Source organism: Achromobacter aloeverae (assembly GCF_004121055.1).
Classification (GTDB): domain Bacteria; phylum Pseudomonadota; class Gammaproteobacteria; order Burkholderiales; family Burkholderiaceae_B; genus Bordetella_C; species Bordetella_C aloeverae.
The window spans coordinates 500,604-516,213 of record NZ_PYAL01000002.1 but is presented as its reverse complement, the minus strand read 5'-3'; the positions used below and the strand labels follow the sequence as shown (position 1 = coordinate 516,213).

7 protein-coding genes are annotated in these 15,610 nt (G+C 68.8%); 6 read left to right on the top strand and 1 reads right to left on the bottom strand.

Features of this window, described 5'->3' with window-relative positions:
* The first annotated feature begins 29 nt into the window (after nt 1-29).
* The 6 genes from treS (at nt 30) to treY (ending at nt 14,513) form a co-directional block, all read left to right on the top strand.
* Nucleotides 30-3,380, top strand: a complete 3,351-nt coding sequence (treS, locus tag C7R54_RS09210) for a maltose alpha-D-glucosyltransferase (RefSeq protein WP_240039448.1) — start codon at nt 30-32, stop codon at nt 3,378-3,380.
* 63 nt (nt 3,381-3,443) lie between these two features.
* A complete protein-coding gene (gene glgB / locus C7R54_RS09205; RefSeq protein WP_129150433.1) occupies nt 3,444-5,639 on the top strand; it encodes a 1,4-alpha-glucan branching protein GlgB in 2,196 nt (731 codons plus the stop codon).
* A 6-nt stretch (nt 5,640-5,645) separates the two neighbouring features.
* Nucleotides 5,646-7,757, top strand: coding sequence for a glycogen debranching protein GlgX (glgX, locus tag C7R54_RS09200; RefSeq protein ID WP_129149886.1), 2,112 nt, complete (start codon nt 5,646-5,648; stop codon nt 7,755-7,757).
* Nucleotides 7,754-9,589: a malto-oligosyltrehalose trehalohydrolase gene (gene treZ, locus C7R54_RS09195; protein ID WP_129149885.1), complete on the top strand. Its 1,836-nt coding sequence runs from the start codon at nt 7,754-7,756 to the stop codon at nt 9,587-9,589. Before glgX ends, treZ begins: the two co-directional genes overlap by 4 nt.
* Nucleotides 9,586-11,724, top strand: a complete 2,139-nt coding sequence (malQ, locus tag C7R54_RS09190) for a 4-alpha-glucanotransferase (protein WP_129149884.1) — start codon at nt 9,586-9,588, stop codon at nt 11,722-11,724. Before treZ ends, malQ begins: the two co-directional genes overlap by 4 nt.
* A complete protein-coding gene (treY, locus tag C7R54_RS09185; RefSeq protein ID WP_129149883.1) occupies nt 11,721-14,513 on the top strand; it encodes a malto-oligosyltrehalose synthase in 2,793 nt (930 codons plus the stop codon). The genes malQ and treY overlap by 4 nt, the downstream gene beginning before the upstream one ends.
* A 12-nt stretch (nt 14,514-14,525) precedes the next feature.
* Here the strand turns inward: treY and C7R54_RS09180 are convergent, their stop codons facing one another.
* Nucleotides 14,526-15,407, bottom strand: coding sequence for an SDR family NAD(P)-dependent oxidoreductase (locus C7R54_RS09180; protein WP_129150431.1), 882 nt, complete (start codon nt 15,405-15,407; stop codon nt 14,526-14,528).
* Nucleotides 15,408-15,610 lie beyond the last annotated feature (203 nt).

The following is a 15,610-nucleotide window of genomic DNA, read 5'->3' as shown; positions in this document are numbered from 1 at the left end:
GGCCGGCGCAACGACAAGAGGATAACGGCATGTCAGATAACCACGTCAACAGCCCCAACCGGGACGATCCGCTCTGGTACAAGGACGCTGTCATCTACCAGTTGCACGTGAAGTCGTTTTTCGACGCCAACAACGATGGCGTCGGCGATTTCGCCGGCCTGGTGGAAAAGCTGGACTACATCGCGTCGCTGGGCGTGAACACCATCTGGCTGTTGCCCTTCTATCCCTCGCCGCGCCGCGACGACGGCTACGACATCGCGGAATACCGGGGCGTGCATCCCGACTACGGCACCCTGGCCGGCGTGCGCAAGCTCATCAAGGCGGCGCACGCGCGCGGCCTGCGCGTGATCACCGAGCTCGTGGTCAACCATACGTCCGACCAGCACCCCTGGTTCCAGCGCGCGCGTCGCGCCAAGCCCGGCTCGGCGGCGCGCAACTATTACGTCTGGTCGGACAACGACCAGGCATATGCGGGCACGCGCATCATTTTCCTCGACACCGAGAAATCGAACTGGACCTGGGACCCCGTTGCCGGGGCGTACTTCTGGCACCGCTTCTACTCGCACCAGCCGGACCTGAACTACGACAACCCGCAGGTGCTGAAGGAGGTCATCGGCGTCATGCGCTTCTGGCTGGACCTGGGCGTGGACGGCCTGCGGCTGGACGCCGTGCCCTACCTGGTCGAACGCGAAGGCACCAACAACGAGAACCTGCCGGAAACCCATGCCGTCCTGAAGAAAATCCGTGCGCAGCTGGACGCCGAGTATCCGGGCCGCATGTTGCTGGCCGAGGCCAACCAGTGGCCCGAGGACGCCCAGGAATACTTCGGCCAGGGCGACGAATGCCATATGTCCTTCCACTTCCCGCTGATGCCGCGCATGTACATGGCCATCGCGCGCGAAGACCGCTTTCCCATCACCGACATCATGCGGCAGACGCCGGACATTCCGGAAACCTGCCAGTGGGCCATCTTCCTGCGCAACCATGACGAGTTGACGCTGGAGATGGTCACCAGCAACGAACGCGACTACCTGTGGAACACGTACGCGGCCGACCGCCGCGCCCGCATCAACCTGGGCATCCGCCGTCGCCTGGCGCCCTTGATGGAACGCGACCGCCGCCGCATCGAGTTGATGAACAGCCTGCTGCTGTCGATGCCCGGCACGCCGGTGATCTACTACGGCGACGAACTGGGCATGGGCGACAACATCCACCTGGGCGACCGCGACGGCGTACGCACGCCCATGCAGTGGTCCCCCGACCGCAACGGCGGCTTCTCCCGGGCCGACCCCGAACGCCTGCCGCTGCCTCCGCTCATGGGCCCCCTGTACGGCTACGAGGCGGTCAACGTGGAAGCGCAGCAGCGCGACCCGCACTCCCTGCTCAACTGGTCGCGCCGCATGCTGGCCACGCGCGCCAAGACCCAGGCCTTCGGACGCGGCACGCTGCGCTTCCTGTTTCCCGGCAACCGCAACATCCTGGCGTACCTGCGCGAATACGAAGCGACCACCATCCTGTGCGTGGCCAATCTTTCGCGCGCATCGCAGCCGGTGGAGCTGGACCTGTCCTCGCTCGCCGGCCGCGTGCCGGTGGAATTGCTGGGCGGCACGCCCTTCCCCGCCATCGGCGAACTGACCTACCTGCTCACCCTGCCGCCCTATGGCTTCTATTGGTTCGACCTGAGCGCCAGCGCGTCTCCGCCCGAGTGGCATGCCACCCATCCCGAACGGATGCCGGAGTACTACACGCTGGTGTTGCGCGGCCGCACCGGCTACGAACTGACCGAAGGCGCGGTCCGCTCCCTGCGCGAGGACGTGCTGCCGCTGTACCTTTCGCGCCAGCGCTGGTATCCGAAGGACCGCAAGGTGAAGATGGCGCAGGCCGCCTACGCCGCGCAGCTTCCGGGCGCGGACCACGAATGCTTCATCGCCGAAATCCAGGTCGACTTCGACGGGAAGCCCGCGCGCTTCCTTTTGCCGGCCGCGCTGATATGGGACGAGACGCTGCCGCCGATGGCGCAGCAATACGCCCTCGCCCGCGTGCGCCGCGCCGCCGAAATGGGCTACCTCACCGACGCCTTTACCCTGCCGTCCTTCATCCACGCCCTGGTGCGGGGGCTGCGGGAAAGGACCGAAATACCGGTGCCGCGGGCGCATCCGCCGGCCGTGCTGCGCTTCCGCGGCGAACCCACCCTGGACAAGATAGAGCTGCCGCCGGACGCCGAGGTGCAGTGGTTCACGGGCGAACAATCCAACAGCTCCGTCACCCTCGGCGGCATCATGATGCTCAAGCTGTTGCGGCGCATCGTTCCCGGCGTCCATCCGGAAGCCGAAATGACCCGCCGCCTGACCGAGGTCGGCTACGCCAACGGCGCGCCGCTGCTGGGCGAAATCCAGCGCATCGACGAGGACGGCACGCCCCATACGCTGGCGCTGATGCACCAGATGATCACCAACCAGGGCGATGCCTGGACCTGGACGCTCAACTACCTGAAACGCACGCTGGAGGCGGCCGCCCTGACGGCCGAAAGCGCGGAAGACTATGACGAGGACCTGCTCGGCTACATCAACTTCGCGCACACCATGGGCAAGCGCCTGGGCGAACTGCATGCCGCCTTGTCCCTGCCCACGGACGACGCCGCCTTCAAGCCGCACCGCGCGACGCGCCACGACGCCGAACGGCGCGCCAAGGCCGTGATCGCCATGCTGGACCAGGGGTTGGACACCCTCAAGGCCAACATGGGACGCCTGGACGCCGCCCACGCCGAAACCGCCGCCTGGCTCGCCGAACACCGCGACGCCCTGGTCGAGGTGGTCCGCGACCTGGCCGCCAACGAGGAGGACACGCTGCATATCCGCATCCACGGCGACTTCCATCTTGGCCAGGTGCTGGCGGCACAGGGCGACGCCTACCTCATCGATTTCGAGGGAGAGCCCGCCCGCACGCTGGAGGAAAGGCGCGCCAAGACCAGCGCCTTGCGCGACGTCGCGGGCCTGTTGCGGTCGTTCGACTACGCCGCCGCCACCCTGGCCGACGGCACCGGCAAGGGCAAGGGCAAGGCCGAGGAAACCGGCGAGGCGCAGATTGCGGAACAGCAGTTGCGCACGCGGCGCCAGGACCTTATCGAGCGTTTCCGCGTCACCGCGGGCGAGTCCTTTCTTGCCGGTTATCGCGAAGTGGCGCACACCACCGAGCATCCCTGGATAACGCCCGAAGTGGAAGCGCCGCTGATCGACCTGGCGCTGATCGAAAAGGCCGCCTATGAAGTCCGCTATGAGGCCGCGCACCGGCCAGACTGGGTCGGCATACCGCTTGCCGGGCTGGCCAGCCTCGCCGCCCGCCTGCTGTCCGACGGCAGCGCTGCCTCCTCCCATCCTTGATTCCAGGAAACCGTTTTCATGACCTCCGGCCCTTCGTCTCCTTCCCGCGCAACCCAGACCGACATGCCAGTCGACCACGGCGCGCACGACGCGCTGGACGACCTGCTTGCCGGACGCCATCCCGATCCATTCCATATCCTGGGACCTCATGCCGACGGCCCGCGCAGCTGGGTGCGCGTACTGGTCCCGAATGCTGAACAAGTCACGGTCCTGCTAGGCGCCAAGGATGAGGAATGGCCGCTCACGCACGTCCGTCACGGCATGTACTCCGGGCTGGTGGACGGCCTGGCGCCCGGCCAGCCGACGGCCTACAGGCTGCGCATCAAGTGGCCCACCGGCGAGCAAATCACCGAAGATCCCTATGCATTCAGCGCACTGCTGGGCGACCTGGACCTGCACTTGATCTCCGAAGGCCGCCACGAGTACCTGGCCGACTGCCTCGGGTCCCATGTCATGGACGTCGAAGGCGTGCGCGGCGTGCGCTTCGCCGTCTGGGCGCCGAATGCCCGGCGCGTCTCCGTAGTGGGTGATTTCAACTCCTGGGACGGGCGCCGCCATCCCATGCGGCTGCGCCATAGCGCCGGCGTCTGGGAAATCTTCATTCCCCGCCTGCAAGCCGGCACCCGCTACAAGTACGAAATCGCCGGTCCCGAGGGCCAGCTGCTGCCGCTCAAGGCCGACCCGCTGGCCCGGCAGACGGAAGCGCCCCCGGCTACCGCGTCGATCGTGCCCGATCCCACCCCCTACACCTGGACCGACGACGACTGGATGGCCACGCGCGCGGCGCGCCAGGCGCAGGACGCGCCCATTACCGTGTACGAGGTGCACGCGGGGTCCTGGCTGCCGCGCGACGGGGAAGACGACGGCGAGTGCGTGTGGCGCCGTCTCGCTACGCGCCTGGTGCCCTATGCGCGCGATCTGGGCTTCACCCACCTGGAGCTGATGCCCATCATGGAGCATCCCTTCGGCGGGTCCTGGGGCTATCAGCCGCTGGGCGTTTTCGCGCCCACCGCCCGCTACGGCACGCCGCGCGACTTCGCCGCGTTCGTGGATGCCTGCCATGCGGCCGGCCTGGCCGTCATCCTGGACTGGGTGCCTGCCCACTTTCCCACCGACACCCATGGGTTGTCCCATTTCGACGGCACGGCGCTCTACGAATACCAGGATCCGCGCGAAGGTTTCCACCCGGACTGGAACACGTTGATCTACAACCTGGGCCGTACCGAAGTGCACAACTTCATGGTCGCCAGCGCCCTGGAGTGGGTGCGCCGCTACCACATCGACGGCCTGCGCGTCGACGCGGTGGCCTCCATGCTGTATCGCGACTACAGCCGGGCGGCAGGCGAATGGATACCCAACCGCTACGGCGGCCGCGAAAACCTGGAGGCGGTCGACTTCCTGCGCGACATGAACGCCACCGTCCACCGCCTGTGCCCAGGCGCCATCACCGTGGCGGAGGAGTCGACCGCGTGGCCCGGCGTGTCGGCCCGCACCGAGGACGGTGGCCTGGGCTTTTCCTATAAATGGAACATGGGCTGGATGCACGACACGCTGCGCTATATGCACAACGACCCCGTGCACCGGCGCTATCACCACAACGACATGACCTTCGGCATGGTGTATGCCTACTCGGAGCGCTTCATCCTGCCGCTGTCGCACGACGAGGTGGTCCACGGCAAGGGCTCACTGCTGAACAAGATGCCCGGCGACCGCTGGCAGCGCCACGCCAACCTGCGCGCCTACTTCGGCTTCATGTGGGGCCACCCCGGCAAGAAACTGCTGTTCATGGGCGGGGAAATCGCCCAGGAGCGTGAATGGAACCATGACGCATCGCTGGACTGGGGCGCCCTGGACGACGGCCTGCACCGCGGCGTGCAGAAACTGGTGCGCGATCTCAACCATGTCTATGCCGAACTGCCCGCCCTGCATCGCCACGACCATGACGCCAGTGGCTTCGAGTGGCTCATCGGCGACGACTACGCCAACAGCGTCTATGCCTTCGTGCGCCGCGACGGCGACGCGCTGGCGCTGGTCGTCTGCAACTTCACGCCGGTGCCGCGGGATGGCTATCGCATCGGCGTGCCGCGCGCCGGCCGATGGCGCGAGCGCATCAACACCGATGCCGGCGACTACGGCGGATCCGGCATGGGCAATAGCGGTGGACGCCACACCGAAGCCGTGGCCGCGCACGGTCGCGAACAATCGCTGGTCCTCACGCTTCCGCCGCTGGCGACGCTGATCTTCCAATTCGAAGGATAAGGGCCCATGTCCGGTGTGCTTCCCGACAGGCTTGCCCCCGGCCATCCCTACCCGCTGGGCGCGACCAGCGACGGCCTGGGCGTCAACTTCGCCGTCTTTTCGGCGAACGCCAGCCGTATCGACCTGTGCATCTTCGACGAGCGCGGCCGCAAGGAATTGCAGCGCATGCCCCTGCCGGAGTGCACCAACGAAATCTGGCACGGCTATCTTCCTGACGCCGCGCCGGGCCTGGTCTACGGCTACCGCGCCTACGGTCCCTATGACCCCAAAAACGGGCACCGCTTCAATCCCCACAAACTGTTGCTGGACCCGTACGCGGCCGAACTGACGGGCCCGCCGCGCTGGACCGACGTATTGTTCGGCTATCGGGTCGGCGGCGCGCGCGGCGACCTGACCCCCGACCGGCGCGACAGCGCGCCCGCCATGCCCAAGGCCGTGGTCACCGACAACGCCTTCCACTGGGGCGAACGGCGCCGCCCGCCCACCGCATGGGAGCACACGCTCATCTATGAGGCCCACGTGCGCGGCGTGTCCATGCGGCGCGACGACGTGCGCACCCATATGCGCGGCACCGTGGCGGCGCTGTCCAATCCACGCTTTATCGAGCACCTGCACAAGATCGGCGTCACCGCGCTGGAGCTGCTGCCGGTGCAGGCGTTCCTGCAGGACAAGTTCCTGGTGGAGAAGCAGCTGAGCAATTACTGGGGCTACAGCACGCTGTCCTATTTCGCGCCGGAACCCGCCTACCTGCGGCAGGGCGGCCCCAACGACCTGCGCATGGCGATACGGCGCCTGCAGGCCGCCGGAATCGAGGTCATCCTGGATGTCGTCTACAACCACACCTGCGAAGGCGACGAAACCGGACCGACGCTGTCCTGGCGCGGCCTGGACAATGCCAGCTACTATCGTCTGGTTCCCGGCGACGAACGCTACTACATCAATGACACGGGCTGCGGCAACACGGTCAACCTGTCGCATCCGCGCGTGCTGCAAATGGTGATGGACTCGCTGCGCCACTGGGCCACCACCTATCGCGTCGACGGCTTCCGCTTCGACCTTGGCGTTACGCTGGGGCGCGAGGGCCAGGGGTTCGACCCCGGTTCCGGCTTTTTCGACGCCGTCCTGCAGGATCCCGTGCTCGCGCGCCTGAAGCTGATATCCGAGCCCTGGGATGTCGGTCCCGAAGGCTATCAACTAGGACGCCAGCCGCCCGGCTTCGCCGAATGGAACGACAAATTCCGCGACACGATGCGCCGTTTCTGGCGTGGCGACGCGGGGCAACGCGGCGAAATGGCGGAACGGCTGGCAGGATCCAGCGACCTGTTCGACCGGCGCCACCGGCGGCCGTGGGCATCGGTCAACTTCGTCGCGTCGCACGACGGCTTCACCACGCGCGACGTCGTCACCTATGCCCGCAAGTACAACGAGGCCAACCTGGAAGACAACCGCGATGGCCATGGCAACGACTACAGCTGGAACTGGGGCATCGAGGGACCGACCGAGGACCCCTATATCCTGGAGATGCGCGGCCGGGTGCAGCGGTCCCTGCTGGCGTCCACCTTCCTGTCCTATGGCACACCCATGCTGCTGGCCGGCGACGAGTTCGGCAACAGCCAGCAAGGCAACAACAATGCCTATTGCCAGGACAACGCCATCTCCTGGCTGGATTGGCGCCAGGCCGCCAGCGACGACGGCCGCGCGCTGACCGACTTCGTCGCCCGCCTGGCGGCCGCGCGGCGCAACCATGCCAGCCTGCGCGTCAATAACTACGGCAACGGACGACAGGAGGTCGCGCCCGGCAGGCAGGGCATCGCCTGGTTCGATGTCGACGGCACCCCCATGACCTTCGAGGGCTGGCACGACGCCGAAGGCCGTACGCTGGCCGTGCGCCGCATGGTCGCCACCGAGGAAGGCATGGACATCACGCTGACCTTGCTCAACGGCGGCCACGAAGATGTCGTCTTCGTGCTGCCGGACGAAGGCATGGCATGGCGCATGCTCGTCGACTCCAGCCGGCCCGCGGCGCCTGCCGAACAGGTGCACGGCCATCACTTCAATCTGCATGCGCATGGCATCGCCCTCTTCAGCGGCGTACCGCGCTCCAAGGAGCATTCATGACTGCCTCGGTTCCTGCCGTGTCCTACAGCCACGGCGCCGTCCGCCAGGCCGGCGGCCGGACCCGCTTCCGGCTGTGGGCCCCAAACGCCAACGATGGCGTGGTCCTGGAAATCGCGGGCCACGAACCGCTGCCGATGCGGGTCGTGGCCGACGGTTACTACGAAATCGACGCCGACTGCGAACCGGGCGCGCGCTATCGCTACCGCGTGGCGCCTGACCTTGCGGTGCCCGACCCCGCTTCGCGCCTGCAGGCCGGCGACGTGCACGACGACAGCGTGGTGGTCGATGGCGGCGACGCCTATGCCTGGCGCCACCCGGACTGGCGCGGGAGGCCGTGGACTGAAACGGTCTTGTATGAGGTGCATCCAGGCCTGGCGGGAGGCTACGCCGGCATCGAGCAGCGCCTGCCTGAGCTGGCGGCCCTCGGCATCACCGCCATCGAGCTGATGCCCATCGCCGACTTCCCCGGACCGCGCAACTGGGGCTACGACGGCGTGCTGCCCTATGCGCCCGACCGCGCCTACGGCGACCCGGACGAACTGCGGCGCCTGATCGACACTGCCCACGGCCTGGGAATGATGGTCTTCCTGGATGTGGTCTACAACCACTTCGGTCCGGACGGCAATTACCTGAACGCGTATGCCGCCGACTTCTTTCGCCAGGACTTGCAGACGCCGTGGGGCGCGGCCATCGATTTCCGGCGGCCCCAGGTGCGCCGGTACTTCGCCGAGAACGCGCTCTATTGGCTGGCCGAATACCGCTTCGACGGCCTGCGCCTGGACGCCGTGCACGCCATCCGCGACGTGGGCTGGCTGGAGGAAATGGCCGCCTTCGTGCGCGCCCATATCGACCCCGGACGCCATGTCCACCTGGTGCTGGAGAACGACGACAACCAGGTGCATCCCCTGCTGCACGGCTACCAGGCGCAATGGAACGACGACGCCCATCATGTGCTGCACCATCTGCTCACGGGCGAAAGCGAAGGCTATTACGAAGACTACGTCGAACAGCCGGCGCAACGACTGGCGCGCGCCCTGACCGAGGGTTTCGTCTACCAGGGCCAGCCGTCGCGCCACCGTGGCGGGCAGCGGCGCGGCGAGCGCAGCGATCTGCTGCCGCCCACCGCATTCGTGTTTTTCCTGCAGAACCACGACCAGACCGGCAACCGCGCGCTCGGCGAGCGACTGGGGCCGCTGCTGCGCGATGCGCGCATTCTCAAGGCCGCGACCGCCCTGCAACTGCTGACGCCGCAGATCCCGCTGATCTTCATGGGCGAGGAACGGGGCGCGACCACGCCTTTTCTCTACTTCACCAGCCACGCCGATCCGCAGCTGGCCACAGCGGTGCGCGACGGACGGCGCAAGGAATTCCAGCATTTCCGCGCCTTCGCCAATCCGGCGATGCGCGAGCGCATCCCCGACCCGAACGATCCCGCCACCTATGCCAACGCGAATCCGTTCACGGGCGAGCCCGATGCGGACACCCTCGCGACCTACACCGAGCTGCTGGCGGTGCGCCGGCGCGAAATCGTGCCACGGCTGCAAGGCGCGCATGCCCTGGGCGCGCACGTGCTGGGCCTGCGCGCGGTGGTGGCGCAGTGGCGCATGGGGGACGGCGCTACCCTTACCCTCTACGCCAACCTGGGCGGCGTGGATCTGCGCCCGGATTGGCTGCAAGTGGACCTGGCGGACCAGGCGGTGGTCTACGAGAGCGAGACCGGCGCCGGCGCCGCGCTGCACGAAGGCCTGCTCTGGCGGGGTTGCACCATTGCCTTGTTGCAAGCCCCTGTCGCAGGCGCCCGCATGACGACGGACACAAAGGAGTACCCATGACTAGCTCAGGCATCGACGGCAAGGCCCCCGGGGACCTTGCCGCGCTGGCGTCGCAGGCCGGCATCGCCGTGGATTGGACGGATGCGCGCGGCCAGCCGCACCGGGTGTCCGATGACGTGCTGCGCGCCATGCTGGGGGCGCTGGGACTGCCGGCCGCCGACGCCGCGCAGATCCACGACAGCGCGGCGCGCCTGCATGAGGAGACGCGGCATCCAGCCGGCCTGCTGATCGTCGATGCGGGCGCCCCGATCGAGTTCGAGGCGCGTCCCGACACCGCTTATCTGCTGCTGGGCGAGGACGGCGAGCAGCGCACCTTGCCCGCGCACGACACCGACGACGGCCGCACCCGCCTGCCAGCCGTCGACACGCCCGGCTACTACGTCCTGGAGAGCGGCGACTGGCGACGCAACCTGGCCGTCGTGCCGCCACGCTGCCCAGGCGTCGCCGAATTGCTGGAAACCGAACATCCACGCGCGTGGGGAGTGTCCGCGCAGCTCTACAGCCTGCGCCGCGGCCATGGAAACGACCCCGCGCACGCGGCCGGCATCGGCGACTTCACCGCCCTCACGCGCCTGGCCGTCGCCGCCGGGCAACACGGCGCGTCGGCACTGGCGATCAGCCCGGTACACGCCATGTTCGCCGCCGACCCGGGACGCTACAGCCCGTATGGCCCGTCTTCGCGGCTGTTCCTCAACAGCCTCTATGTCGATCCCGCCGCCGTATTGGGCGAGGCCGCGGTGGGCGACGCCCTGCGCGGCCTGGGCCTGGGCGAGGAGGCCTTGCGCCTGGAGGGCCTGGCGCTGATCGAGTGGCCAGCCGTCGCGCGCCTGCGCCTGAAGGTGCTGCGCCGCCTGTACGACGACTTCCGCGACGACGCCCACACCGACCTGCAGGACGCCTATATGCGCTTCCGCATCGCCGGCGGCGAGGCGCTGGAAAGCCATGCCCGTTTCGAAGCCCTGCACGCGCGCCACCTGCCGCCCCTGGGCGACGCCACCGACTGGCGTCACTGGCCGGCCGACCTGCGCGACCCCACCGGCGGAGGCGTGCGCGCCTACGCCCACGCGCACGACCGCGATATCGCCTTCCACATCTTCCTGCAATGGCTGGCCGCGCAAGGCCTGGACGGCGCGCAGCGGGCGGCGCGCGCAGCCGGCATGGGCATCGGCCTGATCGGCGACCTGGCGGTCGGCACCGATCCGGGCGGCAGCCACGCCTGGAGCCGCCAGGCCGATATCCTGGAGGGCCTGTCGCCAGGCGCGCCGCCGGACATCTACAACCCGCTGGGACAATGCTGGGGCCTGACCGCGTTCTCGCCGCGGGCCCTGCACCTGACGGGCTACGCCGCCTTCATCGAAATGCTGCGCGCCGCCCTTGCCCACACCGGAGGCCTGCGCATCGACCATGTGCTGGGCCTGGCACGCATGTGGCTGGTGCCGCAAGGCGCGCCGGCCACGGACGGCGCCTACCTGCGCTATCCCCTGGACGACATGCTGCGCCTGGTGGCGCTGGAAGCCTGGCGCCACCGCGCCCTGATCATCGGCGAGAACCTCGGTACCGTTCCCGAAGGATTCAACCACCGCATCGAGCAGGCCGGCATGCTGGGCATGGACGTGCTCTGGTTCCAGCGCGACGGCTGGGCGGGCGACCCCGCGCCCTTCCAACAGCCGCGCTACTGGCCGGGCACCGCCATCGCCACCACCAGTACGCACGACCTGCCGACCGTCGCCGGCTGGTGGCGCGGCGTCGAAATAGGCTGGCGCGACCGACTGCAACTCCTGGGTTCCGGCGAGACCGAGGCGTCGCTGCGCCACGAACGCGAACGGGATCGCGGCGCGCTCTGGCACGCCTTGCGGGAAGCCGGCTGCATCGCCCACGACGAGCCGGAGGCGCCGCCCGCGGATGCGCCCGTCGAAGCGGTGCTGCGCTTCGTCGCCAGCACGCCGGTCCCGCTGATGCTGGCGCCGCTGGAGGACCTGCTGGGACAGGAGGAACAACCCAACCTGCCGGGCACCGTGGACAGCCATCCGAACTGGCGGCGACGGCTGGAAACGGAGGTCGAGCGGCTGTTCGACGAGCCGGCCGTGCGCGCGCGCGTAGCTGCCATCGAAACCGGACGCCGGAGCCACGCATGACGTCTTCACGACCCGGATTCCATCCGCGCGGCCGCCGAGCGCCCCCGCCTCCCGCCGCCTCCACGCCCACGCCCGCCCCGGCCGGCGCGCCATCCACCGCGCCGGCCCAGGCCGCGGACGCGCCCCGCGCCACGGTGCGCCTGCAATTCCATGAAGGCTATACCCTGGACGACGCCATCTCGCAGGTACCGTATTTCGCGCGACTGGGAATCAGCCACATCTATGCATCCCCATTGACTCGTGCGCGGCCGGGCTCCGCCCATGGCTACGACGTCGTGGACCACGGCCAGGTCAACCCGGAACTGGGGGGCGAAGCGGCGCTGCGCCGCCTGGTCCAGGCGCTGCGCGCGCACGACATGGGGCTGATCGTCGACATCGTGCCCAATCACATGGCCACCAGCGCGGACAATCCCTGGTGGTGGAGCGTGCTGCGCGACGGCCGCGCCAGCCCGCACGCCACGTGGTTCGACATCGACTGGGAACCGGCCGACGCCGGCCTGCACGGCAAGGTCCTGGCGCCGTTTCTCGGCAAGCCCTATGGCGCGTCGCTCAACGACGGCGACATCCGGCTGCGGCTGGGCGATGCCGGATGGTACGTCGACGCGGCGGGCGCCCCTTATCCCCTCGCCGACGGCAGCCTGGACGCCAGCCTGCCCGATCCGGCGCGCGCGTACGATCCCGCCACGCCGGCCGGCCGCGAGCGCCTGCATGAGCTGCTCGAACGCCAGGCCTACCGCCTGGCCTGGTGGCGCAGCGCCGCCGACGAGATCAACTGGCGGCGATTCTTCGAAATCACCGACCTGATCGGCGTGCGCGTCGAACAGCCCGCGGTCTTCGACGCCGTCCATGCCATGGTGCTGCGGCTCTACGAAGAGGGCCTGGTCGACGGGCTGCGCGTCGATCACGTCGATGGGCTGGCCGACCCGATCGCCTATTGCGCGCGCCTGCGCGCCGAATTGGACGCCCGCTCGGCGCGGCGCCCCGGCGCGCTGGCCGGGCAGCCGCCCTATCTCATCGTCGAGAAAATCCTGGGCAGCGACGAAGTCCTGGATGAGCGGTGGGAGGTCGACGGCACGACCGGCTACGACTTCATGGACCAGGTGGGCGCTGTCCTGCACGATGCCGCCGGCGTGGGCCCCATCACCGACTTGTGGGAAACGCTGGCGGGCGACACCCGCAGTTTTCCCGAGATCGCCGACGAAGCGCGCGAACTGATGCTGCTGCGGCACTTCCCGGCCGAGCGCTACGCCACCGCGCGGGCCCTGCATCGCGTCGCCACGCTGGACCCCATGACGCGCGACTGGGGCCAGGCCGCGATCCTGCGCGTGCTGTGGCAATTGCTGCGTGCCTTCCCCGTCTATCGCACCTATGCGGATGCGCGGGGCCGCCATCCGCTGGACCAGCTACGCTTCGATGCCGCCGCGGCCACTGCCCATGCGCGCATCCGCGCGGACCGCGACGGCGATGACGGGCCGCTGCTCGAAGCCATGAGCGATTGGCTGGGCGGCCAGCCGCTGCATGGCTTGCCGCCCGAGCAAAGCGCCGCGCGCGAACTGGCCACGCGCCGTTTCCAGCAATTGACGCCGCCCCTGACCGCCAAGTCCCTGGAGGACACGGCCTTCTACCGGTATGGCCGCCTGCTCTCGCGCAACGAGGTCGGCGCCGACCCCGCCGTCTTCCATATGGCCGTGGAGGCCTTCCATCGCCGCTGCGCGGCGCGGGCCCGCCGCCTGCCCAAGGCCATGGTGACCACGGCGACGCACGACCACAAGCGCGGCGAGGACACGCGCGCGCGCATCGCCGCCTTGAGCGAGTTCGCCGAGGAATGGCGCGGTTTCGCGCAAGACTGGATGCATGCCCACGCGCCCACCACCTACAACGGCAATGGCCAGCTGGCCCCGCATCCGGCCGACCTGTATATGCTGCTGCAGACCCTGGTGGGCGCGTGGCCGCCGGACCTGCGGCCCGACGATGGCCCCGGCCTGCAAGCCTATGCCGCGCGGGTAGGCGCATGGATGCTGAAGGCATTGCGCGAGGCCAAGACGCGCACCAGTTGGGTGGTGCCCGACGAGAACTATGAACGATCCTGCGCGACGGCGCTGGAGGATCTGATGCAGCCCGGCGCGGCCGACGACGTCGCGGCGTTCGCGCACCGCATCGCCGCCGCCGGCGCGGTCAACAGCCTGTCGCAAACCCTGCTGCGCCTAACCGTGCCGGGTGTGCCGGATCTGTACCAAGGCACCGAATTCTGGGACTTCAGCCTGGTGGATCCCGACAACCGCCGTCCCGTGGATTACGCCGCGCGCGCCGCGGCGCTGGACGCCCGCGATGCCGGCGACATCGAAGGCCTGCTGGCGGGCTGGCGCGACGGGCGCATCAAGCAGGCGGTCATCCATGGCGCGCTGGAGGCCCGGCGCGCCCGGCCCGCGTTGTACGCCCAGGGCAGCCATGTGCCCCTGCCGGTGCTGGGACCGCGCGGCGACCATATCATCGCCTTTGTGCGCAGCCTGGGGGACCAGCACGCCTTCGTGCTGGCGCCGCGCGTGGTGGGTCGCCATCTGCGCGCCGATGATGGCGACGCCGACGACGACGCACGGGCAGGCCTTTGCGTGCCGCGCATCGATCCCGCCTTCTGGGAGACCACCGCGGTGGTGCTGCCCCACCGCTATGCCGGCGCCGTCCTGCGCGATGCGCTGAGCGGACGCGAGCGGCGCGTCGGCGCCGACAGCATCCTGCCGCTCGCCGAAGCCCTGGCGGATTTCCCGGTGGCGCTGCTGACGGGGGATTGAAGCGGCCCCGCCTCAAGCGCCTTCAGGAAAGTCCGTCGCGTCCGACGCGCCGCGCCACGCCGCCATGTCCCCGCGCACCGCTGCCATCTTCTCCTCGGCCAGCGTGTTGGCGATGCGGCCGGCGAACAGGTGCAGCGGGGGCTGGGCGACGCTGGCGGCCTGCAGCAGCAATAGCGCCAGCTTGTCGGGATCGCCCGCCTGCCGGCCGTCCATGCTGCCCACATGCAGGTCCAGCGACGCCTGCGCCGCCTTGTAGTCGCCGATCGCCTGTCGAGCCGTCACCAGGCTGTCCTTGGAGAGGAACTCCGTGCGGAAGGGTCCCGGGTAGACCACGGTGGCCTTGATGCCCAGCTCGGCGACTTCCGCGGCCAGGGTTTCCGTCAAGCCGGCCAGCGCGAACTTGCCGGCGATGTAGCTGCTCCAGCCGGCATAGCCGCCATGGAAACCGCCGATCGACGCGATGTTGAAGATATGCCCGCCACGCTGCCGGCGCAGATGCGGCAGCACATGACGCAGCACGTGCATGGGCGCGAAGACGTTGACGTCGAAGTTGCGGCGCAGCTCGGCGTCGGTCAGCGCCTCGATGGTCCCCTGCTGCCCGTAGCCCGCGTTATTGACGACGACGTCGATGCGGCCGAAGGTCGCCACGGCCTGGTCGATCGCGGTTTGCACCGCCTGCTCGGAAACAGGGTCGACCGCCAGGGCCAGCACACGCTCGCCGCCTTCGCCCAAGGCCTGTCGCAGGCCCGCCAGGTTGCGCGACGTGGCCGCCACGCGATGACCCTGCGCCAGGACCTGGCGCGCCAGCGCCAGCCCCAGGCCGCGCGCGGCGCCGGTGATGAACCAGACCTTGGCCTGGGCGGCTCGCGCCGTATTCGTAGGTGTGTGAGACATATTCATGCAGGGCTGCTCCAGAAGTCGGCCCCCGCGGCCGGTGCCAGGAACCGTCCTGGCGCCGCGGTGGACTCTGGTCAGGAATGCTAGGGAAAGCGCCCGTGGGCGAATAGGCGGAATCCTCTCCCATCATTGCCTATTCCTCTGGCCAGACATGATTTCCGTCCACTACCCTGGCAAAATCATTGCTCGATCGTAAGCCA